General features: G+C 63.1%; 16 protein-coding genes. 7 read left to right on the top strand and 9 right to left on the bottom strand.

From position 1 onward, the window contains the following. Positions 1–217: 217 nt before the first annotated feature. The 4 genes from AC0L2Z_RS27010 to AC0L2Z_RS26995 are packed head-to-tail and all read right to left on the bottom strand — an operon-like array spanning position 218 to position 2763. Positions 218–355, bottom strand: coding sequence for a hypothetical protein (locus AC0L2Z_RS27010; RefSeq protein ID WP_473629762.1), 138 nt, complete (start codon positions 353–355; stop codon positions 218–220). After that, entirely contained in the window at positions 355–999 is a 645-nt protein-coding gene (locus AC0L2Z_RS27005; protein ID WP_473629761.1) for a hypothetical protein, read from the bottom strand. The genes AC0L2Z_RS27010 and AC0L2Z_RS27005 overlap by 1 nt, the downstream gene beginning before the upstream one ends. Before the next feature lie 59 nt (positions 1000–1058). After that, positions 1059–1943 carry a DUF7847 domain-containing protein gene (locus AC0L2Z_RS27000; protein WP_473629760.1) on the bottom strand — a complete coding sequence of 295 codons (885 nt, stop codon included), beginning with the start codon at positions 1941–1943 and terminating at the stop codon, positions 1059–1061. 55 nt (positions 1944–1998) lie between these two features. Beyond that, entirely contained in the window at positions 1999–2763 is a 765-nt protein-coding gene (locus AC0L2Z_RS26995; RefSeq protein WP_473629759.1) for a glycerophosphoryl diester phosphodiesterase membrane domain-containing protein, read from the bottom strand. A 151-nt stretch (positions 2764–2914) separates the two neighbouring features. On the opposite strand from AC0L2Z_RS26995, the gene AC0L2Z_RS26990 reads away from it, so the two are divergent. From AC0L2Z_RS26990 to AC0L2Z_RS26965, 6 genes are read left to right on the top strand one after another with little or no spacing between them, the layout of a single operon-like run. After that, on the top strand, positions 2915–3541 hold the full coding sequence (locus AC0L2Z_RS26990) for a DUF4129 domain-containing protein (RefSeq protein ID WP_473629758.1): 627 nt from the start codon (positions 2915–2917) through the stop codon (positions 3539–3541). After that, the gene (locus AC0L2Z_RS26985; protein ID WP_473629757.1) at positions 3538–4830 is read left to right on the top strand and encodes a DUF4350 domain-containing protein; all 1293 of its coding nucleotides are present in this window, start codon (positions 3538–3540) and stop codon (positions 4828–4830) included. Before AC0L2Z_RS26990 ends, AC0L2Z_RS26985 begins: the two co-directional genes overlap by 4 nt. After that, a complete protein-coding gene (locus tag AC0L2Z_RS26980; protein ID WP_473629756.1) occupies positions 4817–5773 on the top strand; it encodes an AAA family ATPase in 957 nt (318 codons plus the stop codon). Before AC0L2Z_RS26985 ends, AC0L2Z_RS26980 begins: the two co-directional genes overlap by 14 nt. Continuing rightward, positions 5770–7080 carry a DUF58 domain-containing protein gene (locus tag AC0L2Z_RS26975; RefSeq protein WP_473629755.1) on the top strand — a complete coding sequence of 437 codons (1311 nt, stop codon included), beginning with the start codon at positions 5770–5772 and terminating at the stop codon, positions 7078–7080. The genes AC0L2Z_RS26980 and AC0L2Z_RS26975 overlap by 4 nt, the downstream gene beginning before the upstream one ends. Next, the gene (locus tag AC0L2Z_RS26970) at positions 7077–8108 is read left to right on the top strand and encodes a stage II sporulation protein M (RefSeq protein ID WP_051505641.1); all 1032 of its coding nucleotides are present in this window, start codon (positions 7077–7079) and stop codon (positions 8106–8108) included. The genes AC0L2Z_RS26975 and AC0L2Z_RS26970 overlap by 4 nt, the downstream gene beginning before the upstream one ends. Continuing rightward, positions 8095–8961, top strand: a complete 867-nt coding sequence (locus tag AC0L2Z_RS26965; protein ID WP_473629754.1) for an RDD family protein — start codon at positions 8095–8097, stop codon at positions 8959–8961. Before AC0L2Z_RS26970 ends, AC0L2Z_RS26965 begins: the two co-directional genes overlap by 14 nt. 15 nt (positions 8962–8976) lie before the next feature. Here the strand turns inward: AC0L2Z_RS26965 and AC0L2Z_RS26960 are convergent, their stop codons facing one another. Continuing rightward, on the bottom strand, positions 8977–9663 hold the full coding sequence (locus AC0L2Z_RS26960; RefSeq protein WP_236387019.1) for a D-lyxose/D-mannose family sugar isomerase: 687 nt from the start codon (positions 9661–9663) through the stop codon (positions 8977–8979). 146 nt (positions 9664–9809) lie between these two features. Between AC0L2Z_RS26960 and AC0L2Z_RS26955 the strand changes: the two genes are divergently transcribed. After that, positions 9810–10868 (top strand): D-TA family PLP-dependent enzyme, encoded by a 1059-nt coding sequence (locus AC0L2Z_RS26955; protein WP_027153913.1) that lies wholly within the window; start codon positions 9810–9812, stop codon positions 10866–10868. Positions 10869–10957: 89 nt separating this feature from the next. Here AC0L2Z_RS26955 and AC0L2Z_RS26950 read toward each other — a convergent pair whose 3' ends face one another. From AC0L2Z_RS26950 to AC0L2Z_RS26935, 4 genes are all read right to left on the bottom strand, one after another. Then, a complete protein-coding gene (locus tag AC0L2Z_RS26950; RefSeq protein ID WP_027153912.1) occupies positions 10958–11722 on the bottom strand; it encodes a heme ABC transporter permease in 765 nt (254 codons plus the stop codon). A 245-nt stretch (positions 11723–11967) separates the two neighbouring features. After that, a complete protein-coding gene (locus tag AC0L2Z_RS26945; RefSeq protein WP_027153911.1) occupies positions 11968–13740 on the bottom strand; it encodes a glucan ABC transporter ATP-binding protein/ permease in 1773 nt (590 codons plus the stop codon). 360 nt (positions 13741–14100) lie between these two features. Continuing rightward, positions 14101–22659: a glycoside hydrolase family 94 protein gene (locus AC0L2Z_RS26940; RefSeq protein WP_473629753.1), complete on the bottom strand. Its 8559-nt coding sequence runs from the start codon at positions 22657–22659 to the stop codon at positions 14101–14103. Between the two features lie 245 nt (positions 22660–22904). Beyond that, positions 22905–23492 (bottom strand): HutD/Ves family protein, encoded by a 588-nt coding sequence (locus AC0L2Z_RS26935; protein WP_473629752.1) that lies wholly within the window; start codon positions 23490–23492, stop codon positions 22905–22907. Positions 23493–23499 lie beyond the last annotated feature (7 nt).

The raw sequence follows: 23499 nt of genomic DNA, 5'->3' as shown, positions 1-23499 counted from the left end.
CTGCCCTGCCGGGCATCTCCCCCGCAAAGGGGAGATCGCAGCTTCGCAGCTGGTGCTACAACGCCGGCTGCGCTGTCTTCGCCGTTGCCGCCCTGTCGACGTCGGCGAGAGAGGCGCGGCCATCGTCGACCGGGCGATCGCCGATGTGCGTGCCGGCAAGGTCTCCGACGCGGATGTCGCTTCCTTCATGATGTGATAGGCGGGAGCGACTCTCGCGTCAGGAGAAGATCTCCGCCAGTTCATCGACGCCGGTGCCTTCCCTGACCTGCCGCAACTCGACGTAGCTGACCGCGGTGGCGATCGACATTACCATTGATGTTACGCTGGTCACCAACGCGCCCACCACTGCACCCACTATCCCCCTCCAAACAGATCGGTTGCAGTGCCGAGCGCCAACTCGATGGCAATTGCGATAATGATCAGAGTAATGAACAGGCCTAACAGCGCCCAGCGGCTTCCCTTGGTCAGATCGCGGCTGCGCGCCACCGAGCCGAACACGCCGAGCCGCTCCTGTACCAGCGCCGGTACCGCGACCGACCAACGCAGCGCCAACATGATTCCAGGCACGATAAGCAGCACAAAACCGAGGCCCACGCCTAAACCGACCAACAGGGCAATGGCGAACGTCGGCAGGAGAAAGGAAACTGCTTTCGCCATGCAGTCACCGAAAGAAGGCTGCTTGCCATTCAAGTCCTCGATGGTGGCACGCACCAGCGATGCTTGGAGCAACAGCGAAAGGATATAGGAAGCAAGGCCAACGCCCATCGTGACGGCAGTATAGCCGAGTACCAGATTCTGCTCGCCAAAAGTGCTCGGGTCGAAGGGGTCGGCCGGGTGCTGTCTCAACGCCCAGAGTTGAAAAACAAGGGTCGGCAAACCCGAAAACAATGCCGCAAGCCCTAGGCAAAGCACGGCGTTGCGACCGATGACAGCAAAGCTGTCGTTGAAAACTCTGCCGATGCGAAACTTGTCCGGTCGTTCCAGTGTCACTGAAGACATGACGTAACCTGTCCGGTTCAGGCTGTTGCTGATGCGACGAAGGCGGCGCGAACCTCCCGCTATGAGAAGATCTCCGCCAGTTCGTCGACGCTGGTGCCTTCCTTGACTTGCCGCAGTTCGACGTAGCTGACCGCGATGGCAACCGACATTAAAGTAGACACGACTGTCGAAACAAGCGCGCTTCCGATTGCGCCGACAACAAGGCCAACGGTCGAGAGGCTGCCGGTAATGGCGAAAGTAAATCCAAACAACAATGCAAACGCCATTTGGATGGCAATCGCCGCCAAGAACAGAACCAGCAAAAGACCGAATAATGACCAGCGGCTGCCCTTCGTCAGAGCACGGCTGCGCGACATCGAACCAAACACGCCAAGCCGCTCCTGGATCAGCACGGGCACGGAAACCGATATACCGAGGAACAACATGATGCCTGGAACCACCAACGCGATGAACGCGATGAACACAATGATGTTTCCAAAAACGGGGATAAGCATGCCGGCCACGAACATCGTCACCACTAACGCGAGGATCATGGTGAGGAAGACAACCAGGCCCATCCCGAGCGTCGGGAACATGCAACGCAAGGCGATCTGGATGCAGTCACCGATTGCCGGGCGCTTGCCGTTCAAGTCTTCTATCGTCGCCCTTACCAGTGACGACTGCAACAAAGCCAGCACAAAATAGATCAAGCCAAAAGCCATCGATATTAGCGAGTTGCCTAGAACCGCCGATGGATCGGCAACCGCCATGCTTTCGGGATCGGCAAAATCAAGGTTGGCAAGATTTCTGTAATTCCAAAGGTTGAGCACCAGTGCCGGAAGGGCGGAAAAAAGAGCCGCCAGTCCGACCAACAGACCCGGATTGCGGCCGATGACCGCAAAACTATTGCTGAAAACCCTGCCGATGCGAAACTTGTCCGGTCGTTCCAATGTCGTTGAAACCATGACGTAAACCTGTCCAGTCAAGGCCGATCCCGATGCGGTGAAGGCGGCCTTGCCGCTATGAGAAGATCTCCGCCAGTTCGTCGACGCTGGTGCCTTCCTTGACCTGCCGCAACTCGACATAGCTGACCGCCGGCGCAACCGAGGTCACCACGGATACGACGGATGTCACCAGAGCATCCAGGATGAGAGCCGTTGTCACGCCAAAGACCATGACGACTTGGCTCAAGACAAGCTGGATGACGATCACCGCTATGATCAGGACAATCCAGAATCCGAACAGAGCCCAGCGGCTCCCTTTGGTCAGCTCGCGGCTGCGCTTCATGCTGCCGAACACCCCCCGCCGTTCCTGAACCAGAACCGGCACGGCGACCGACCAGCGGAGCCATAATATGATGCCCGGGACGATGAGCAGCATGAAGCCCAATCCCGCACCAAGAGAGACCAGTACTGCGATGCCTATCACCGGCAGCAGGAGGGAGATTGCCATCTTGAGGCTGTCGCCCATTGATGGCTGCTTGCCGTTCAGATCCTCGATGGCCGCGCGCACCAGCGTCGCCTGCAAGATCGCTGCCAATACCATGGAAGCCAGCACGACAAGGATTGTAACGATAACGCGTTGGGCCGAGAACTCCGGAGTGCCTGTCTCGGTGCCGCTTGCCCATTTCCAGAGCCAAAGCTGGTAGAGCAACGTTGGCAAGCCTGAAAACAGCACTGCCAGCCCGAGGCAAAGCACGATATTGCGGCTGATGACAGCAAAGCTGTCGTTGAAAACCCTGCCGATGCGAAACTTGTCCGGTCGTTCCAGTGTCGTTGAAACCATGATGCGTCCCCTCGCTCAATCGCCGCATATCGGCTGGTGATCCCCGCATCAAATGTGCCAACATTGGAGATCGACGTCTAGCCCACTTGCAATTGCCGTTGTGCATTGCCAGTGTCGACTGGGAACCACAGGTTGCAGGGGACGGTTGGCAGTGGCACAGCCAGGCACAGCGGAAGCCGAATGGCTGGCAAAAGCGCATCAGCAGTTGATCTCGGATAAGTCGATCCAGTTCGGCCTGCCGGCCTATGTGCCGCCGCAGCCGCCTGACTGGCTGAAGCCGCTGCTGGACCTGTTGTCGTCGCTCGGCCCCTACATGATCTATCTGTTCTGGGGGGCGGTGATATCAGGTGCGGCGATCATCCTGCTCCTGGTCTTTCTCGAGATGAAAGGTATCGCCTGGCGCCTGCCCTGGCAGCGCGCGCGGCGCGAAACCGAGGCGGAGGAAGCATGGCGCCCCGACGCCGGCGCCGCGCAGATCCTGCTGTCGGAAGCCGACGCGCTGGCCGCGCGAGGCGACTATGACGAAGCTGTCCATCTCCTGCTTCGGCGCAGCGTCGCCGATATTGCCGGCCGGCTGCCGGATTTTTTGCGCCCGTCGCTCACGGCGCGCGACATCGCCGCTGCTGCTTCGGTTCCCGCCAAGGCCCGCGCGGCGTTTACCGAGATCGCACGCATCGTCGAAGCCGCATTGTTCGCGCGCAGGCCGGTCGGCGCCGAAGGCTGGCGGCAAGCACGCGGCGCCTATGAGCGGTTCGTCTTCCGGGATGCCTGGATATGAGCGCTGCGACGGTCGAACCAGCCGCGCAGGAACCATTCAATCGAAGAACGCTGTTTTGGGGCATTTTCGCCAGCCTGCTTGCGGCAGCGGGTTTCTTCCTGCTGTCCACCTATGCACCCGACTTCCGGCAACCCGGCAATGGCAGCGCCACGCCGCTGTCGAAAAGCGGTGTCGGCTATGCCGGCCTGGCGGAATGGTTGCGACTCACCGGCGAGACGCCGGCCATGGCGCGGACCGAGGACGATCTCGGCACCGACATGCTGCTGATCGTCACCATTTCGCCCGAGAGCGACCCCGCCGCGCTCGACCGCATCCTCGAACTTCGGCAGGACCTGAATACCCTCTTCGTGCTGCCCAAATGGCAAACCCTGCCGCTGGAGGAGCACGAAGGATGGAAGATGAAATTCGGGCGATTGCCAGAATCCGTGGTGAACCAATGGCTCGGCCGGATCGCCAAAACAAGGATCGGCGTCGGCCAAAGCAAGGTGCGGCAACTCGACGTCGAAGGCCGGCTCGTTGCCGCCCCCGACGAGTTGCAGTGGGTGGCGGACGAGAATCCAATCATAGCAGCCGGCAACGACAAGGCTGTGCTCACTGAACTCGACGACAAGCCTTTTTATATCCTGACCGACCCCGACCTGATCAACAACGCCGCGCTTGCGGATTCCACCAAGGCGGCAGCCGCGCTCGACCTGATCAGCCGGCTTCAATCCGGAATCGGTCCGTCCTGGTCCAATTTCAAACTGCCCGACCCTGACCAACTCGGTGACGACGCATCCGAAAATCCAGATAAGAGAGGCCGCGCACAGCCGGTCATGTTCGATCTCACGCTGCATGGCGCGGGGCGAAAATACGACCTTGCCAAACTCCTCGTCGAACCGCCGCTCCTGGCGCTGACGCTGACGATCCTGGCCGCGGCGGCGCTCGCTTTCCTGCGTGGCCTCGGCCGTTTCGGCCCGCCGCGCGCCGACCAGCGCGCCATTGCCTTCGGCAAGCGTGCGCTGGTGGATACGACGGCGATGCTGTTGCGGCGCGCCGGGCGGCTCAACGAACTGGGAGGCCGTTATGCCGCCTTGATGCGGGTGCGCGCCGGCGCACTGCTGGGAGCGCCGCAGGGCCTGCAAGGCGAAGCGCTCGACCGCTGGCTCGATTCTCGCGATAAGGACGAAGTCAGCGGATTCACCGCGCGGGCGCAAGCCGCCGGCGAGGCGAAAAACCTGACGCAAATGCACGAGGCAGCCGAGCGGCTGCACGATTGGACGGCAAGGAGGCTCGGTGAACGTCGATGATGTAAAGGCCCTGGCGACACGGATCAGGGAAGAAGTGGCCAAGGCGATCACCGGACAGCACGACACGGTCGACCTGATGCTGACCGCCCTGTTCGCCGGCGGGCATATCCTGCTGGAAGGCCCTCCGGGCACGGCCAAGACAATGACCGCGCGCTGCTTCGCGCAGGCTCTGGGTGTCGCCTACGGGCGCATCCAGTTCACGCCGGACCTGATGCCTGGCGATATCGTCGGATCGAACATCTACAATTTCCAGACTGGACAGTTCACGCTGACGCGCGGTGCGATCTTCTGCGATCTTTTGCTTGCCGACGAGATCAACCGCACGCCGCCCAAGACACAGGCTGCACTTCTGGAGGCGATGCAGGAGCATGCGGTCACCTTCGACGGCACCACGCATTCGCTGGGCCGCAACTTCATGGTGGTCGCGACCCAGAACCCGATCGAGCATCAGGGTGTCTATCCCCTGCCCGAAGCACAGCTCGACCGCTTCCTGTTCAAGCATCGGGTCAGCTATCCCGGTCCCGAGGAGGAACGGGCCATCATCATCCATCACGGCGGCGGCTCCGCCTCGCACGACATCGCGCAATACGGCATCAAGGCCCAGACGGATCGCAAGACGCTGGAGAAGGCACTCGAAACCGTCGGCTCCGTCACCCTCGTCGACGACGTCGTCGGCTACATCGCGGCGCTGGTGCGCGCCACGCGCGACACCGCCGATTTGGAGGTTGGCGCCAGTCCACGCGCGGGCGCCATGCTGGCCAGGGCGGCGCGGGCGCGGGCAGCGCTCGACGGGCGCGCCTATGTGATCCCAGACGACGTCAAGGCGCTGGCGGTGCCGGCGCTGCGCCATCGCGTCATCCTGTCGCCGGCCGCGCAGATCGATGGCCGGCTGGTCGAGCAGATCGTCTCCGACCTGGTCGACCAGACGGAAGCGCCGCGTTGATCTATCCCAGCGGCCGAGCGGTGTGGGCGGCAGCAGCAGGCGCGGTGCCGGCCTTCCTGGTCGCGCTGGCGCTGCCGTCGCTGTGGTATCTCGGATTGCTGTGGATCTGCCTGGTGCTCGCCTTCCTGGCGGTCGACACCGCGGCGGGACGGGGGCGGAAATCGCTGGCCGCCAGCCTCCACGCGCCGCCGCAGGTCGGCGTCGGCGGCCAGTTCACCGTCCACGTCGCCGCCCGTTTTTCAGGCAGGATGCCAACCCTGGAGGCGCGCGTCGGTCATGATGCGCGCCTGGCGCCGATCGGCGGTACCGGCGGTCCCCTGGCTGCCACAAAGGATGGCGGATCGCTCGACCTGCGGTTCCAGGCGCTGCGGCGCGGCATCGCCAGCTTCGATCGTCTGTGGCTGCGCTGGCGCGGGCCGTTCGGACTGGTCTGGAACCAGGTCGTCCTGCCGATGGAAAGCAAGGTGGCAGTGTTGCCCGACGTCCGCAGCGCCCGCGACCAGGCGATCACGCTGCTGCAGCGCAACGCCCTGCCCGACGGGCATGCGCAGCGCCGGGCCGGCCAGGGCCGGGAATTCGAGGCGCTCAAGGATTATCAGCCCGGCATGGGCCGGCGGATGATCGACTGGAAGCGCAGCGCCCGCCACGGCAGGCTTCTGGCGCGCGAGTTCCGTATCGAGGAGAACAACAACATCGTGCTGGCCATCGACAGCGGACGCCTGATGTGCGAGCCGGTCGACGGCCTCCCGAAGCTGGACCGGGCGGTGGCTGCCGCCTTGCTGTCGGCGTTCATTGCGCTCAAGGGCGGCGACATGGTCAGCCTGTTCAGCTTCGATGCGCGGCCGCGCGTCGCCAGCGGCGCGGTGCGCGGCTCGGCCAGCTTTGCAATGATCCAGAAGCGGGCAATTGAGATCGACTATTCCAACGAGGAGACCAATTTCACCCTGGCGCTGACCACGCTCGCGGCACGGCTCGACCGGCGCTCTCTGGTGATCATCTTCACCGACTTCGTCGATCCGATCAGCGCGGAATTGATGCTGCGCACCGTCGGCAGGCTCACCGAGCGGCATCTGGTGCTGTTCATGATGATCAGGGATGTCGAATTGGAGAGCATGGCCGACATGCCGCCTTCATCAGGCGAGGATATCGCCCGCGCCGTCGTCGCCGGCGGGCTTTTGCGCGAAAGGCAGGTCGTCATCGGCCGGTTGCGGCTGCTCGGCGCGCATGTGATCGAAGCCGACCATCAAAGGCTAGGGCCGGCGCTGGTCGAGCGCTACCTGCAGTTCAAGCGCGAGGATTTGTTGTGACTGCGCCAGTTCCCGGCGATGCTCGACGCGGCGATGCCGTACGCCAGTCGCTGGCCAGCTTCCGTCGGGAGCGCGAGGCCGACTGGCAGGCGTTCGAGGCGCTACTCGCCCGCGTCGAGAAACGCGCGCCGCGAACACTGTCGGAAGAAGAGCTGCTGTCGCTGCCGCTGCTCTACCGGTCGGCATTGTCTTCGCTTTCGGTAGCGAGAGCGACATCCCTCGACAGCGCACTGATCGCCTATCTCGAATCCCTGTCGCTGCGGGGATATTTTTATCTCTATGGGGCACGCCGCGGACTACGGCAGCGTGTTGGCGATTTCTTCCTGCATGACTGGCCCGGTGCCATCCGCGATTTGTGGCGCGAGACGCTGGTGTCGGTGGCGCTGATGTTTGTCGGCATCGGCGCCGGCGCCTGGCTGGTAGCGTCCGACAAGGGCTGGTTCGACGCGATCATCCCGTCGGGCCTGGCTGCCGGCCGCGGTCCCGACGCTTCGGCCGAGATGCTGCGCAGCATGCTTTATGATGGCGACAATGGCTTTCTCTCAGGCTTTGCTGCTTATCTTTTCACCCACAACGTCCAGGTCGCAATCCTCGCCTTCGCCCTTGGATTTGCTTTCGCGGTGCCGACGGTGCTGCTGATGCTGTTCAACGGCTGCATGCTGGGGGCGATGTTCCAGGTCTATTGGGCAAAGGGGCTTGGCATGGAACTTGGCGGCTGGCTGGCCATTCACGGCACCACCGAATTGTTCGCCATCGCACTGGCCGGCGCTGCCGGCATGCGGATCGGCACACGCATCGCCTTCCCCGGCGAGTTGACCCGCATGACGGCAGCCGCCCATGCCGGACGCGTCGCCGCGACCGCGATGGTCGGCGTTTCGGTCATGCTGCTGTTTGCCGGACTGCTCGAGGGCATCGGCAGGCAGACGATCACCAGCGACGTCACCCGCTATGCCATTGGCACCGGCATGCTCGCACTGTGGATCGGCTACTTCTACCTGTTCCAGGTGGTGCGCAATGGCGACCGCTAGACGCGCTGCGCTGGCGACAATGCGCTCGCTGATCACGCCTGAAGGTGTCGATCTCCAGATAAAGCTGGCCGACGCCGGCACACGGGCTGCCGCTTTCCTGCTCGATGTCGTGTTTATCGCCACGGCTGCAATCGCGGTCACGATTGTTGCGATCTTTGGAGCAACAGGTTTCGGCACTGATAAATTGCAGCCGCTTTTCATCGTCTGGATCATCGCGATTTTTTTTCTGCGAAACGTCTATTTCATCGCCTTCGAGGCGGGCCGGCGCGCGTCGACCCCCGGCAAGCGGATCATCGGCATCAGGGTGGCGTCACGCAGCGGAGCCGGCCTGTCGGTCGATCAGGTCATCGCCCGCAATCTGATGCGCGAGATCGAGGTCTTTCTGCCGCTGTCGATTATCGCCGGACGCAGTGGGATGGGCGTCGCCGACACGCTGACGACAGTTTTCGGGCTGGTATGGGCGCTGCTGTTCGCCTTGTTCCCGCTTTTCAATCGCGACCGGTTGCGGATTGGCGACCTCCTGGCGGGAACCTGGGTCGTCGAGGCGCCTAAGCGCACGCTGATGGAGGATTTGTCGGCACGAAAAGATCTGGTCGCCAGGACTTTTCAGTTCAGCCACGCCCAGCTCGATGCCTATGGCATCGCCGAACTGCACAAGCTGGAAGAAGTGCTGCGCCGCGACGACTATTTCGCGCAGCGGGCGGTGGCTGAGACGATCGGACGCAAGATCGGTTCAACGCCGCAGGCGCATGATGCCCGCCCGTTCCTGACCGCGTATTACGGCGACCTGCGAGCCCATCTCGAGCGAAAGCTGCTGCTGGGCAAGCGAAAGGAAGACAAGCATCAGCGTTAGGAACGAAAGGCCGTCTTACCCCACCCACTTCTCGTAGTCCGACACCAGGAGGTGCAGCGGCGCGACGTCCTCGTCGATGTCCGCGAAGCGGCCGATCGGCTCGCGGAAGACATTGTCGGTGAGATCGTCGTTGACGGTCGAAACCTCGCCGATCAGCACGTCCTTGCCCTCGGCCCAGAAGGCGTGCCAGACGCCCGGCAGCAGCGTCACGCTCTCGCCCGGATCGAGCTTCAAGAGCCCGCCCGCCGGCAGCCGGTGGATAGTCCCGTCGACCGGCACCGATACTTCCGCCTTCGGATCGATGCCGCCATCGCGATCGTGCATGAACAGCTCCAGCACCAGCTTGCCGCCGCCGCGGTTGATGATGTCCTCGGCCTTGATGTTATGGCGATGCATCGGCGACAGCTGATCCTTGCGCGAGATCATGATCTTCTCGGCATAGAGCATGCCCATGCCCTTCTTCATGTCTTCGTAGCGACCGTTGCGAACGGTGAACAGGAAGAGGCCGAGCTCGTCGAACTTACCCTGGCCGTAATCGGTGATGTCCCAGCCGAGCCGCGAGGAGAAGATGGCCGACGAATCCTGCCGGCGCGCCTTCATCTGTTCCGGGGTCCAATAGGCGAAGGGCGGCATAATGTAGCCGAACGAACGGATGAAGGCATCGGCGTCGCGGATGATTTCGTTGATGGCGGAGCGTTTCATGGTCGTGGTTCCTTCCCATTGGCTTGGGCGATCTCCAAACCGAATAGCCGAACACCGATCCGGTGTCGACGTAAACCGCGTGCTGGCCTCATGACATCCGGGCCGATCAAGGCCATAAGTCCAGGCAAATCCCAGGGTGAAAATCCATGCTGAGCATAGACGACCTCGATACACCGGCGATCCTGATCGATGTCGACCGCGCCGAAGCCAACATCGCGCGGGCGCAGGCCCACGCCGACCGCCACGGGCTGAAGTTCAGGCCGCACATCAAGACCCACAAACTGCCCTACTGGGCAAAGAAGCAGATCGCAGCCGGTGCGGTCGGCATCACCTGCCAGAAGATCGGTGAAGCCGAGGTGATGGCCGATGCCGGCCTCACCGACATTTTTCTGCCTTACAACATTGTTGGCCGCGCCAAGCTGGAGCGTCTCAAGGCGCTGCACAGCCGCGTGACACTGTCGGTGACATCAGACAGCATGGAGACGCTTGCGGGTCTCGCCGCCACCTTCACCGATCCAGGCCAGCCGCTACAGGTACTGGTGGAGTGCGATACCGGCATGGGCCGCTGCGGCGTCCAGTCGGCCAGCGAGGCTGTCGCGCTGGCCAGAGAGATCGACAAGGCCAGGGGGCTCGCCTTCGGCGGGCTGATGACCTATCCGGCGGCAGGCCGCGCCGCCGAGGCCGAGACTTGGCTGGCCGATGCGCGCAATGCGCTCGCCGCATCCGGCCTCGCCTGCGAACGCATCTCCAGCGGCGGCACGCCGGATATGTGGCGCGCAGGCGAGGCTTCCGTCGTCACCGAGTACCGCCCCGGCACCTACATCTATCTCGACCGCTACCAGGTCGCCAAGGGCGTCGGAAGCCTCGACGATTGCGCGCTGACGGTGCTGTCGACGGTGGTCAGCCATCCGACGCCGACACGGGCCATCCTCGATGCCGGCAGCAAGGCGTTGTCCAGCGATACGCTGGGGCTGCCCGATTTCGGCGAATTGCTGGGCCTTCCGGGCGCCACCGTCACCAGCCTCAGCGAGGAGCACGGCAACGTCACGCTTTCCGGCGAGGCCAGGCTGCGTATCGGCGAGCGCGTGCGCATCGTGCCCGACCATTGCTGCGTCGTCACCAATCTGTTCGACGAAGTTCACTTGATCGCCGGAGAACGGGTGCTTGAGACGCTGCCGGTGGCGGCGCGCGGCCGCATGGGGTGAGAAGCGGTCCGCGGAGCGGACGGAAAGCCAATTGCTTGGCTTTCGAGCTTTGACCCCCTGAGCCTGCAAAGGGGCAAAGCTGAAGTGAGTCAGGCTGATTGCCGTTCAGCCTGCCGTGCCGCGACGCGGCGCATGGCAATGACCCGGCGACGCAGGATTTCCGTGCGCATCGCCATCAGATGCAGCGCAAAGAACAGCACGGTAAAGCCCAGAGCCATCACCAGCAACGGCCGCAACAGGCTGGGATCGATGGTCGGCCCACCGAGCCGGATCACCGAAGCCGGCTGATGCAGCGTGTTCCACCAGTCGACGGAGAATTTGATGATCGGGATGTTGATGAAGCCGACCAGGGTGATGACTGCAGCGGCCCAGGCGGCGCGCGCGGCATCGTCGAGGGCCCGCGTCAGCGCAATGATGCCGAGATACATCAGGAACAGCACGAACACCGAGGTCAGCCGCGCATCCCACACCCACCAGGTGCCCCACATCGGCTTGCCCCAGATCGAACCGGTGATCAGCGCGAGCGCTGTAAAGACGGCACCGATGGGTGCCGCCGATTTGAGCGCGACGTCGGCCAGCGGATGGCGCCATACCAGCGTGCCCAATGCGGAAACCGCCATCAGCGTGAAACACATCATGGCCAGCCAGGCGAACGGCACATGGATGTACATGATACGTACGGTGATGCCTTGCTGGAAATCCTCCGGCGCCGTGAAGCTCATATAGAGCCCGGCGGCTAGGAGGAGTGTGGCGATGGTTGCCAGCCACGGCACCACCTTGTCGGCCAACCCGACAAACCGCGTCGGGTTGGCGAAATCCATCCAGCCGCTGAGGCGTGAAGTCAGGTCACTCATGCGGCTTTACATAAACCGGTGATGGGCTTGGGGCAACTACAGCACCGTGTCGCAGGCGCGCGTTCCCTTCTCCCCCTGTGGGGCCCGAAGGGCGGGCGAGGCCCGTGACTCGCCCGGGCGGTGGATCGGCGCACAGCGCCGAGCCGGATGAGGAGTGCTGGACGGAGTGAGGCCGGCGCCAAGCGAGCACCCCTCATCCGTCGCCTTCGGCGACACCTTCTCCCACAAGGGGAGAAGGGAAGAACTCAGGCGGCCGCGTCCGTGATGGTGCGGCTGAGGCGGCGGACTTCCTCGTCGTTGAGCAGGCCGCCGGCGCGCAGCAGGCTGGCGAAGCGGCCATTGCGCATCGACAATTCGGCGAAGCCGCCCATTTCGACCACCTTGCCCTTGTCCATGAAGACGACCAGATCGGCATCGCGAACAGTGGTCAGGCGGTGCGCGATGATGAAGGTGGTGCGGCCGCGCCGCAATTCGTCGATCGCTTCCTTGACGCGGTCTTCCGTCTCGACGTCGAGCGCGCTGGTCGCTTCATCGAGCACCAGGATGGGTGAATCCTTCAGCACGGCGCGCGCGATTGCGATACGCTGGCGCTCGCCGCCCGAAAGTTGTCCACCGCGTTCGCCGACAACCGTATCGTAGCCGTTGCTCTTCGACAGGATGAAATCCTGCGCGGCAGCGGCATTGGCGGCGGCGTGGACCTCATCATAGGTCGCCTCGGCGCGCCCGACGCGGATATTGTCCTCGATCGAGCGGTTGAGCAGGCCGGCATCCTGGAACACGGTGGCGATCGAGTGGCGCAGCGACTTGCGGGTCACCGTGCGGGTATCGATGCCATCGATCAGGATGCGGCCGCTGGACGGCGAAAAGACCCGCTGCAAGAGATTGATCAGCGTGGTCTTGCCTGCGCCCGTCGGACCGACGATGGCCACGGTGTGGCCGGCACGGACTTCGAACGACACGTCGTTCACGCCCTGCCCCGAATTGGCGAATTCGAAGTTGACGTTTTCGAAACGCACATGACCAGTGACGTTGACCAGGTCACGCAACCCGTCCGGCTCGGCGGCGTCGGCCGCGGAGTCCTCAAGCCGATAAAATTCCTCGAGCTTGGCCCTGGCTTCCGAAATCTGGTTGGCGAAGGCCGACATCTGGTCGAGCCGGGCGATCAGCAGCGTGGCAAAGCCGGTAAACGCGATGACATCACCGATGCGCAATTGGCCATGCATGACAAGATAGGAGCCGATCAACAGCACGACCATCATCGAAATGGTCGACGACAGACGGTGCAGGGCGTTGGCCAACGCCCACCAGTCGAGCACCGGATACTGCGCATCAAGCAGATTCTTGACATAGCGCTTCAAGGCGTCGGTCTCGTGGCCGATGCGATTGTAGCTCTGCAGCACGGCGACATTGCTGACCGAGTCGCTCACATGCGCGAACACCTGGTGAAAGTGCCGCTCCACGGACGCCTGGCCTTCCCTGGTACGACGCATCACCAGCCGGCCGATTCCGACGTAAAGCGCGCCCAGTGCCAGCAGGACCATCGACATGCGAATGTCCATGCTGAGCGCCGTCGGCACCAGCAGAACCAGTGCGACAACAGTCGACAAATGCTGCCTCATGAACTCGAGCCAGAGGCTGAACAAGGTCTCGACCGCGCGCAGCAGCGTGTGCAGGGAATTGGAGGTGCCGCGCTGATGATGCCAGGCAAGAGGCATGGTGATCACGCGCTCGAACGACTGGCAAAGAACCTCGCTGCGCCGCGCATGGGCAAAACGGTCCGCGCCGCGCGCCACCAGAACGAAGGCGATGACGTTGAAGACGCCGATACCGGCCCATAGGCCGAGCGTCGAAAAGACCGAGCCGCTATCCGAAATGGCATCGATCACCCGTCCGAACATGATCGGCTCAAGGATGGCGATAATCGCAAGCGCGACATTCGCCCCACAGATAAACGCGACGCGTTTTCTGTCGGCAGCGAGATAACCGAGCGCTCTCCAGTAGATTTGCAGAAGGGACACTTCAGCTACTCCGGCAAATTGTTATTGTGCACTGCATCATTTTCTGACTCGTACTCGTTGACGTGTCGCGAAACAATGCCCTCGTACCCCTTCAGTTCCCAATTCGCGAACAAAAGATGGCGACGCTGCGAAATCTGTCGTGATCACCTAACGGTTTGAGAAGAAAGGTAAAATGTCAGCCTTGCGGCAAAATCGTGGCAGGCAGGAAGCACTGCCGAAATTTTAATCAGCAACTTGGCATGTACGAATCCCAAAAGCCTGCATCGGCTTTTGGGAAATCTCATGCGCAATAGAATTGCTCGAGCAACTTTAAATAACGCACATCCTCAAGATGCACAAAGACGTTCCAAATCCTTGAAGCTACGCCGGTATCCTGACGACCAGATCGGCCTTGTCGCCGGCTTTCGGTTCGAAAGACGAAGCCTTCGTCTTTTTACCATTTACCTCGAGCGAGACGGCTTTGGCCTTCTTGTCGCGGACAACCTGAACCCTGAGCTCGGCCCCCAGCACCTTGAGCGTTGCCGCATAGCCATCCCAATGGCTGGGCAGTTTCGGCCTGAACTGGATGCGCTCGCCCCTGCGCTCGATACCGAGGATGCCTTCGACCGCCGCGCGATAAAGCCAGCCGGCCGAGCCGGTATACCAGGTCCAGCCGCCGCGGCCGCCCTTGCCTTCCCCGGCGTAGACGTCTGCCGCGACGACATAAGGCTCGACGCGGTAGTGCTCGGCAGCGGCTTCGTCGGGTGCATGGTTGACCGGGTTGAGCATCGAGAAGCAGCGGTAGGCGTCGTCGACGCGCCCCATTTCGGCGAGCGCAATGACGAACCATGTCGCCGCGTGGGTGTACTGGCCGCCGTTTTCACGGACACCCGGCGGGTAGCTCTTGATGTAGCCTGGGTTCTGTTCCGTCCTGGAGAAGGGCGGCGTGAAAAGCTTGACGATGTTGAGCTCGTCGTCGACGAGCATTTTCATCGCCTGCTGCATCGCCGTCGTCGATCGCGCCGGATCGCCCTCGCCCGACAGCACGCTCCACGACTGGGCAATCGAGTCGATCTTGCATTCCTGCGAGCTGCGCGACCCCAGCGGCGTGCCGTCGTCGAAGCTGCCGCGACGGTACCATTCACCGTCCCAGGCCGTGCTTTCAAGCGCCCGCTTCAGCACGCCCGCGTGTTTTGTCCAGGCTTGCGCGCGCTTGGCGTCGCCTTCCGCCTTGGCGACAGCTGCAAAGTCGCCCAGCGTCTTCAGCAGGAACCAACCCAGCCAGACGCTCTCGCCCTTACCTTGCTCGCCGACACGGTTCATGCCGTCGTTCCAGTCACCGCCGAGGATCAGCGGCAGTCCGGCGGGGCTGCTGCGCTTGATGGCAAGGTCAAGTGCGCGCGCGCAATGATCGTAGAGTGAAGCGGTCTTCTTCGATATCTCCGGCGTGAAAAAGGCGTCGTGCTCGCCTTCTTCCAGCGACGGCCCTTCGATGAAGGGCAATTGTTCCCTGAGGATCGCGGTATCGCCGGTCACCAGCAAGTAGTGTGCCGTGGCGTGGGCGAGCCAGACCACGTCGTCGGATATCATGGTGCGGACGCCTGCCTCGGTTCGCGGCAGCCACCAATGCTGCACGTCGCCTTCGGGGAATTGCCGCCGCGCCGCGTTGAGGATCTGGTCGCGCGCCAGTTTCGGATCATGGAGAAGCAGGGCCAGCGTGTCCTGCAACTGATCGCGGAAGCCAAAGGCGCCGCTCGCCTGGTAAAACGCCGAGCGGGCGCGGATGCGGCAGGCAAGGCTCTGATAGGGCAGCCAGTGGTTGACCATCGCGTTGAGCGCCCTGTCCGGCGTCTCAACCTGGATGGTGTCGAGAAACCCTCGCCAGGTGCGTTCATTGTCAGCCAGCCGCTGATCGAAGTCCTTGCTGCAATGATGCTGTACCAGCGCGCTGGCTTCCTCGGCAGAGGCTGCATCGCCGAGCAGCCAGAGCAGCGTCACGTCGCCGCCGGCAGGGATGTCGACGTCGCGTGCAATTGCCGCACAAGGATCGTCGCCCGCCTCAACGCGGCCCGACAGGCTTGCGCCGCTGAGCACGGCTTGCGGGAGTTCGCTGGTGCCGTGGCGGCCGATGAACTCGCGGCGGTCGGCCGTCACCGAGTGTGCCGCCCCGTCGGCGGCCAGGAAGGCAACCCGCTCGCTGAAATCGAGCCCGTAGGGATTTTGCGCCAGCAACGCGCCCGTCGCAGCATCCCTGGAGGGAACGATGGTCGCCGCCGTGCGCGAACGATGGCTGCCAAGAACCCATTCTGCATAGGCATAGACGCGCAGGCGCGCCGGCGCCGAACCGGAATTCTGGATGCGCAACCGGGAGATTTTCACCGGATCGACGGGATCCACCACATGGGTAAGGTCCATCGACAGCGGCCCGTGCTTCGAACGGAAGGTCGAAAAACCCTGCCCGTGCCATGTTTCGTAGGTCGTGGCGGGGTCGCGGACCACGGCGGCCAGCGGTGAGAACGCCCGGCCGCTGGCATGATCATAAATATAGATGCCCTCGCCTGGCCGGTTGGTGACCGGGTCGTTCGCCCACGGCGTCAGTTGATAGTCGCGGCTGTTTCGGCTCCAGGTGAAGGCAGCGCCTTCAGCCGAAACGTGGAAACCGAACGAGGCGTTGGAGACGACGTTGATCCAGGGCTGCGGCGTCGTGCGCCGGCCAGCAAGGCGCACGACATAGTGGCGTCCGTCGCCCTCGAAACCGCCAAAGCCGTTCCATTGGTTGAGCCCGCTGCCGTCGGCACTACGGTCGAACGGGGCTTGAGCCCACGTCTGTGGCGCCGGCGGAGACGGTTCACGAAGCGCTGCTGCACCCGCCGGCTGCAACGCGTCCCGCGCTTGCAGCGCAGCGGCCTCGGCGCGCTCGATCTGATCGAAGATGGTGCCGTTGCGCGTGTGCAGAACGACGCGAGCGGTGGCCAGCAGCGTCTTGTAGGTCGCCTCGTCCATGAGGTCGCGGCGCACCGCGAAGATGTGCTGGCGGGGTCCTAGCTCCTTGCCGCGCAGGCGACTGTTTTCGCACAGCGTCTCGACCGCCCGTTGCAGGTCCTGCACGTAGGACGAAGCCTGCTCGTTGACGACGACAAAGTCGATCATCATGCCGCGGGCGCGCATGTATTCCTGGAAGCGGAGCGCCTGGGCAACGATTTCGAGATCGGCGACATCGCCGATCCTGACCAGGAAAATCGGAAAGTCGCCGGATATGCTGGTCGGCCATAGGCCCGATTGCCTACCGAGCCCGGAAGCGATCGATTCGGCCGGAAGCCGCAGGAACGGATCCGGATAGATCAGGTAGCGCGCCAGATTCTGCACATTGGCGGCATCGGCAAGGCTGAGACCGAGATGCCGGGTCTGCACCTGTGAGCGGGTCCAGGCGAGCATCGCCTGGCGCGCGAAGGCTTCCGGATGATCAAGCCGCGCAATGGCTTCTTCGAGTTCGGCACGGTTGGCGCCGACGGCAGTCCAGAAGGTCAGCGCTATCTTCTTGTTGGCCGGCACGCGCACCTGTCGGCGAAGTGCCGCGACCGGATCCAGCGTGAAGCCGGAATGGCCGCCAAGCTTGGCGCCGGGATCGAATGCGGCGGCCTCGGTAATAGTGCGGCCGCGGCCTATGAAGGCGCGCCGGTCAGTTTCGGCCTCGGCGTCGCGCGTCGACCCAGACGGGTCGGTGACGAAATGCACCATGGCGACATCAGGCTCGTCCGTTTCCCGCTTACGTCTGGTGGCGAAGATCGCTGCGTTATTCGCAGCGATTTCGGTTTCCACGAACATTTTCGAGAACGCCGGATGCGCGTTGTCGGATGCTTCGGAGCCCAGCACCAGTTCAGCGAACGAGGTCACTTCGATATGCCGGTCGACCGGGCCGTCATTGTAGAGCGTCACCCGCCGGCCTTCGCCATTTCCTTCCGAAATGACGATGCATTCGACCTCCGAACGCAGTGATCCCACTGACTTGACGAAGCTCGCCTTGTCGTCGGAGAACAGCGTCCGCACCTCTTCGTGGGTGGCACGCTTCGGCTCGGCGGTGGCCGACCACCAGTCGCCGGTGCCGGAGTCGCGCAGGAAGATGTAGGAGCCAAGCCGATCCTCGGTCGGGTCCGGCTGCCAGCGCGTGACGGCAAGCTCGCCCCAGCGACTATAGCCGGAGCCGGTCGCGGTAACCATGACCGAGTAGCGGCCATTGGACATGACGCTGGTCGAACGCAGCGCCTTGAGCGGGTTGAGCACGATGCGCGTATCGGGGCTCTCGGCTTCCGTTTCGTCCTTCGACCGTTCGTCGGCCTCGGTCCTGACGGTGGCGGTCGGGATGTCGCGCGGCGCTCTTTCCTGCAGCAGCAACTCGGCCGACTCGATCACCGGATCGCTGTGGAAGCGGTCGCGCAGGCGTCCTTCGAAGATGGCGTCGGCGACGGCGGCGATCGACATGCCGGAATGGTGGGCCATGTAGTTCAGCACGACGACATGGTCGGTGCCCTCCGGCACGCGTTGCGGCGTGAAATCGACCGCATCGTAGAAGCCGTGCCGGCCAAGGGCGCCAAGCCGCCGCAGCCTGGCCAGGTTCTGCACCGATTCACGCGGGGTGAACTGCGCCGCCAGCACGGTCGCATAAGGGGCAATCACCGTGTTCTGGCCGAGACCTCGCTTCAGGCCCAGCCCGGGCACGCCGAAATTGGTGTACTGGTAGGTCAGTTCGCGATCGCGGGCGTTGTAGGCCGCTTCCGAAATCCCCCAGGGCACGTCCTTCGAGCGGCCGTACTGGATCTGGCGCTTGATGATGAGCTTGCTGGTCTGGTTGAGGATGCTGCCTTGCGGCTCCTTCATCACCAGCGGCGGCATCAAATACTCGAACATCGAGCCGGACCAGGACATCAGAGCGCCCTTGAACCCGATCTCGACGATCGGCCGGCCGAGGTGGAACCAGTGCTCCGTGGGCAGATCGCCCTTGGCTATGGCGAACAGGCTGGTCAGCCGCGCCTCGGAAGCCAAGAGGTCGTAGCAGCTTTCGTCGAGCTGATGCTCCTCGACCCGGTAGCCGATCGACAGAAGCTTGCGTTCCTTGCGCATGAGGAAGGAGAAATCCATCTCGAAGGCAAAGCGGCGCGTGCGCTCTCGCAACGAAAGAAGCTTGGCCCGCAGCGCCTCGATGGCATTGTCGTCGCTATGCGCATCATGGACATGCGCCTCGCAGGTGGCTTCCAGTCTCGCCGCCCAGTCGGCGATGGTGTCGCTCTGCGTCGATGCGGCCTCAGTATGGATAGCGATGGCGAGCTTGCGGATCTCGCCGGCCAGAACGGCCAGGTTGATGGTGCGGATCGACGCCATCTCGGGCTGTGCCTTGATCGATTCGACCGCGCGTCGCATGCCATCGAGGCGATCGGCAAGTCGCTGGCGCAACGGCCGCAACTGACGGCGGTCGTCAGGCAACTCGGCCAGGCTTTCGTCGAGGATCGTCACCGTATCGAGGATACCCTCAAAGTCGCCCTGAAGGTGGACTGCAGGCGCTTCCGCCCATTCGGCACAGGCTGCCGCCACCGCCACCAGATGGCCGGCGAGATTGCCGCTATCGACGGCGGAAATGTACAGCGGATAGAGCGGCTTCAGCGTCGTCGTGTCATACCAGTTGAAGAGATGGCCGCGCTCACGCGGCATGCTCTCGATAGTCGACATCGTGGCGTCGATGCGGGTGGTGGCGTCGGACAGGCTGATCCAGCCGAAATCGCGCGCCGAAACCACTGACAGGAGATAGACGCCGATATTGGTCGGCGAGGTGCGGGGCGCCACGACAGGCGCCGGACTTTCCTGGAAATTGTCAGGCGGCAGATTGTGATGCTCGGCCGTCACGAAGGTCTCGAAATAATGCCATGTGCGCCGCGCAATCGTGCGCAGCACATGGGTGTCGGCCGCCGATATGCGCAAACGGTCCTCGGTTTCGGCCGAGCGGCTGATAAAGAAGGCGAAGGCTGGCGAGCCGATCCAGAACAGCGCGAAGAAGAAGGCGACGAAAGCTCCGGTTGAATCGGCCACAACAGGGATGGCGAGGCCGACGACGCCGACAACCACCGCGCCGTACATCATGCCGTAATAGGAGCCGAGATCGTTGTCGCCGTTCTTGTGAGCCTGCGAGGCAGTGCGCCATTCGAGCAGGTTCTTCCGGCTGACGAACAGGCGGTAGAGCGTGCGAATGACGGCATCGCCCATCATCCAGGCCAGATGCGCCATCAGCACGATCTTCAGAGCCACGAGGGCGGTGCCGAAGACGACGTCGCGCGCCAGCGCCGAGAAATGACCGCGCGGCGTCTGGTCGCCGCTTTTGGGCAGGATGGCGTGGACGATGTCGAACGTCGGCGCCATGAAAAGTGTGAGGATCAGCAGCGCCTGCCATTGCGCGGCCTGGGTGAAGGGCAGCAGCGTCCAGCCGGCGATCGCGGCCATCACCCAGAAGATCGGCGTCAGCGACCGGCGCAGATTGTCGACCATCTTCCAGCGCGACAGCGCCGGCACGCCGGATCGCGGATTGAGAATGAAGCCCAGAAGCTGCCAGTCGCCGCGCGCCCAGCGATGGTGGCGCGACGCGTCGACCGAATAGCGGGTCGGATAGTCCTCGACCAGTTCGACGTCGGTGACCAGGGCCGCGCGCGCCAACGCGCCTTCGAGCAGATCGTGGCTGAGGACGGTGTTTTCTTCGATGCGGCCCTTCAGCGCCGCCTCGAAGGCGTCGACATGGTAGAGCCCCTTGCCGGTGAAGGAGCCGTCGCCGAAGACGTCCTGGTAGATGTCCGAGACGGCAAATACGTAGGGATCGAGGCCGCGATTGGCAGAAAAGACCCGCTGGAAGAAGGATGCGTCGTCGCCGCTGGTCAGCGAAGCGGTGATGCGCGGCTGCAGGATGGTGTAGCCGGCGCTGACGACGCGCTTTGCCGCATCGTAACGCGGGCGGTTGAGCGGATGGCAAAGCTTGCCAACCAAACTGGCGACGGCATCGCGGGTGGTGCGCGTGTCGGCATCCAGGGTCATCACATGGATGACGTTTTCCGGCAACGGCACGTCCAGCGGCAGAAAAGTGGTGTCGCTGTCACCACGCAGCAGAAGATTCAGTTCGTGGAGCTTGCCGCGCTTGCGTTCCCAGCCCATCCAGGCGCCCTGGGATTCATTGTAGAGCCGCCGGCGGTGCAGGACGTAGAAACGCGGCGCGCCTTCGCTGGGATAGCGGGCGTTCAGCCGCGCGATCTCGTCGCGAGCATATTGGAGGATCTCGATATCCGCCGCATCGATTTCGGTTTTGCTGTCCGGCCAGTCCGAAAGCAGAGCGAAATGGATTTCGTCCGCCGTGTTGGCCAGGTGGTGCACTTCGATGTTGCGGATGTTCTCCTCGACGTCGTCGCGCGAGCCGATCAGCGACGGCACCACCACCAGCGTGCGCGCCTCGGGCGGCATGCCGCGTCTGTAGTCGTAGCCGACGAGGCGCGTGGGCTTCAGGAATAACGATACGACGGTGTTGAAGAAGGCAAGCGCGCCTTCGCTTGCCGGCACGGCAAACAGCGCCAGCATCAGGACGATCGACGGCAGCGACAGGCCGAGACTGGCAAGGGCATTGCCTGAGAGGACCAGAAGCAGGACCGTCAGCGCGAACACCGGCACGACAATGCCCAGCCATCCGGTCTTGCGGAACGCTCGTTTGATCGTGACGCTGACGGTCGGCCGATAGCCGATCGCCTTTTCCAGTTCCAGCCGGCGCGGGCCGACCAGAAAGAACCCGACGTCGGTGTGAGCGGTCGGACCGGTGACGGTGGTATCGGCGACAGCGGCATGGCCGGCGAGTTCGATCGCCTTTTCAGCAACGCGGAATTCGGAACGATCGGAGCGGCGCGCCATTTCCTCGATCGCGGTCCGGTACTGGTCGCGCGAGAAGAAATCGAGCGCGGCGAAATCGGTGCGCTCGCGCAGCAAGGTGTCGATGCGGCTGACATCTTCGAACCAAACCGTCCAGTCGATATCGTTGATGAGCCTGAGGCCGCGGATGATGTTGCCGGTGGTTACGTTGCCGCTGGACAACGTGCGATGCTCGCTGATGATGATTTCCTCGGCATCGGAGCCGGACTTTTCAAGCTCGCCCTCCAGCCATTCCAGCGCCCTGCCGGCATTTTGCGATCCGTCGCGCAGGCGGTAGAGCAATTGGGTGGCAAAGGTGGTGTCTCGTGCATGGGCGACGTAGTTCGACAGGATCGCCTGACGGTCGGCGCTGTCGTCGATCGCCAGCACGCCATCGGCAACCTCGTTGGCAATCTGGCGCATCTGCCGGGTACGATTGACCCGGACCGCGATCCGGCGAAGATTTTCGATCAGAACGAAGCGCAGCAGCGACGGCAGCGCCCAGAGCTCGCCAATCTTCAGCGGCTCGACAGCCTGAAAGCCTTCGACGATCGCCTTGAACATCGCCGCCGAGACGGAGCTGTCCGAATGCGCGACATAGGTCCAGGCCAGCGCAAGCGCGCGCGGCACACGAGCGCCGTCGCGCAGCTTCAGGGTCGGCAACTGCCGATAGAAACGGTGCGGCAGGTCGCGCTTGACCTGGAAGATGGTTTCCTCGACCAGATAGTTGTTGTCGAGCAGCCATTGCGCCGCCGGCGTGATCGTCTCGCCTCTCGCCTGCGCGGCATTGGTCGAACGGTAGACTTCGAGGATCTTGCTGGCGCTGTCGCGGACGCGTGGCTGGAAATCGAACGGCTCCAGGCCGAACAGATCCTTGACGTCACCCTTGGCGAGGCTTGCACCCAGCGTGCGCAGGCGCTCTTCCGGCAGGAAATTGGAGCGTATCGGCTCTTCCGTGATGGCCGGAAAGCTCGCGCTCGTCTTTTCCATTTGGGTGGGGTCTGTCTGTATATTCATTGAAAATTCCGCATGGGGGACGCGTTAGCGGCGTCACCGCCACGGCAATGTCCCTAGAACCGATTGAAATGAAATTGGTTGCATCGAAACAAGGGCCGAAAGTCTATTTTCGCACCAAGACCTGCAGACAAACCACCTCCCTCCCGCCGGGAGTTGATCGACGGAAGGATTCAGGCTTTTTCGTGATCTGGGCTTGAGCTTACGGCATATTTCGCTGGTGTTGTGATCATGTTTCGAAACAGGCGTTAATCGTTTGCCGCAACGCGATCGATGCGGATCACGAACAGCGTCGCTGGTCGCGCAGGCTCGACGCGCCGTTTCGCGGCGTCCGGTCCGAGCAACAGCGTGTCGCTCGGTCCGATGCGGACAGGCGCCGCGCCGGCCATCGTGATTTCGCCGTCAAAACACAGGATGAGGGTCGCATCAGCGGCCGACTGGATTTCCGTCGGGGCTGAAATCACCAGGCGTTCGACGGCATGGGTCATCCGTCCACGCCGTGTCATGACGTTGAGATCGGTGATCGGACCGGAGATCAGCGCCGCTTGCGTCGGCACATCGGCCGCAAAGGAAAGCGGGGCGGACGTTTTGGTCAGCGTAGCCGCCGGGCGGCCGGCGATATCAAGGATGATCCCCTCGCCTTCCAGCACGGCCAAGCTTCGGTCCACTCCGGCAAACTCGGAGAATGGTCCACCGCTTTCGACGCGCGCCATGGAGACGCGCCAGTCGAAATCATCGAGCGCAGCACCTGCGGGCGAGACGGCGATTTCCGTCGTCACCCCGCCGCCGTTCTTCCACGGCATGGACCGGTATTCGGCTGCCCGGAGGATGCGCAAGGCGCGG

Source organism: Mesorhizobium sp. WSM4850, assembly GCF_055811735.1.
The sequence above is the reverse complement of the archived record's forward strand: the minus strand, read 5'-3'. Positions and strand labels throughout refer to the sequence as shown.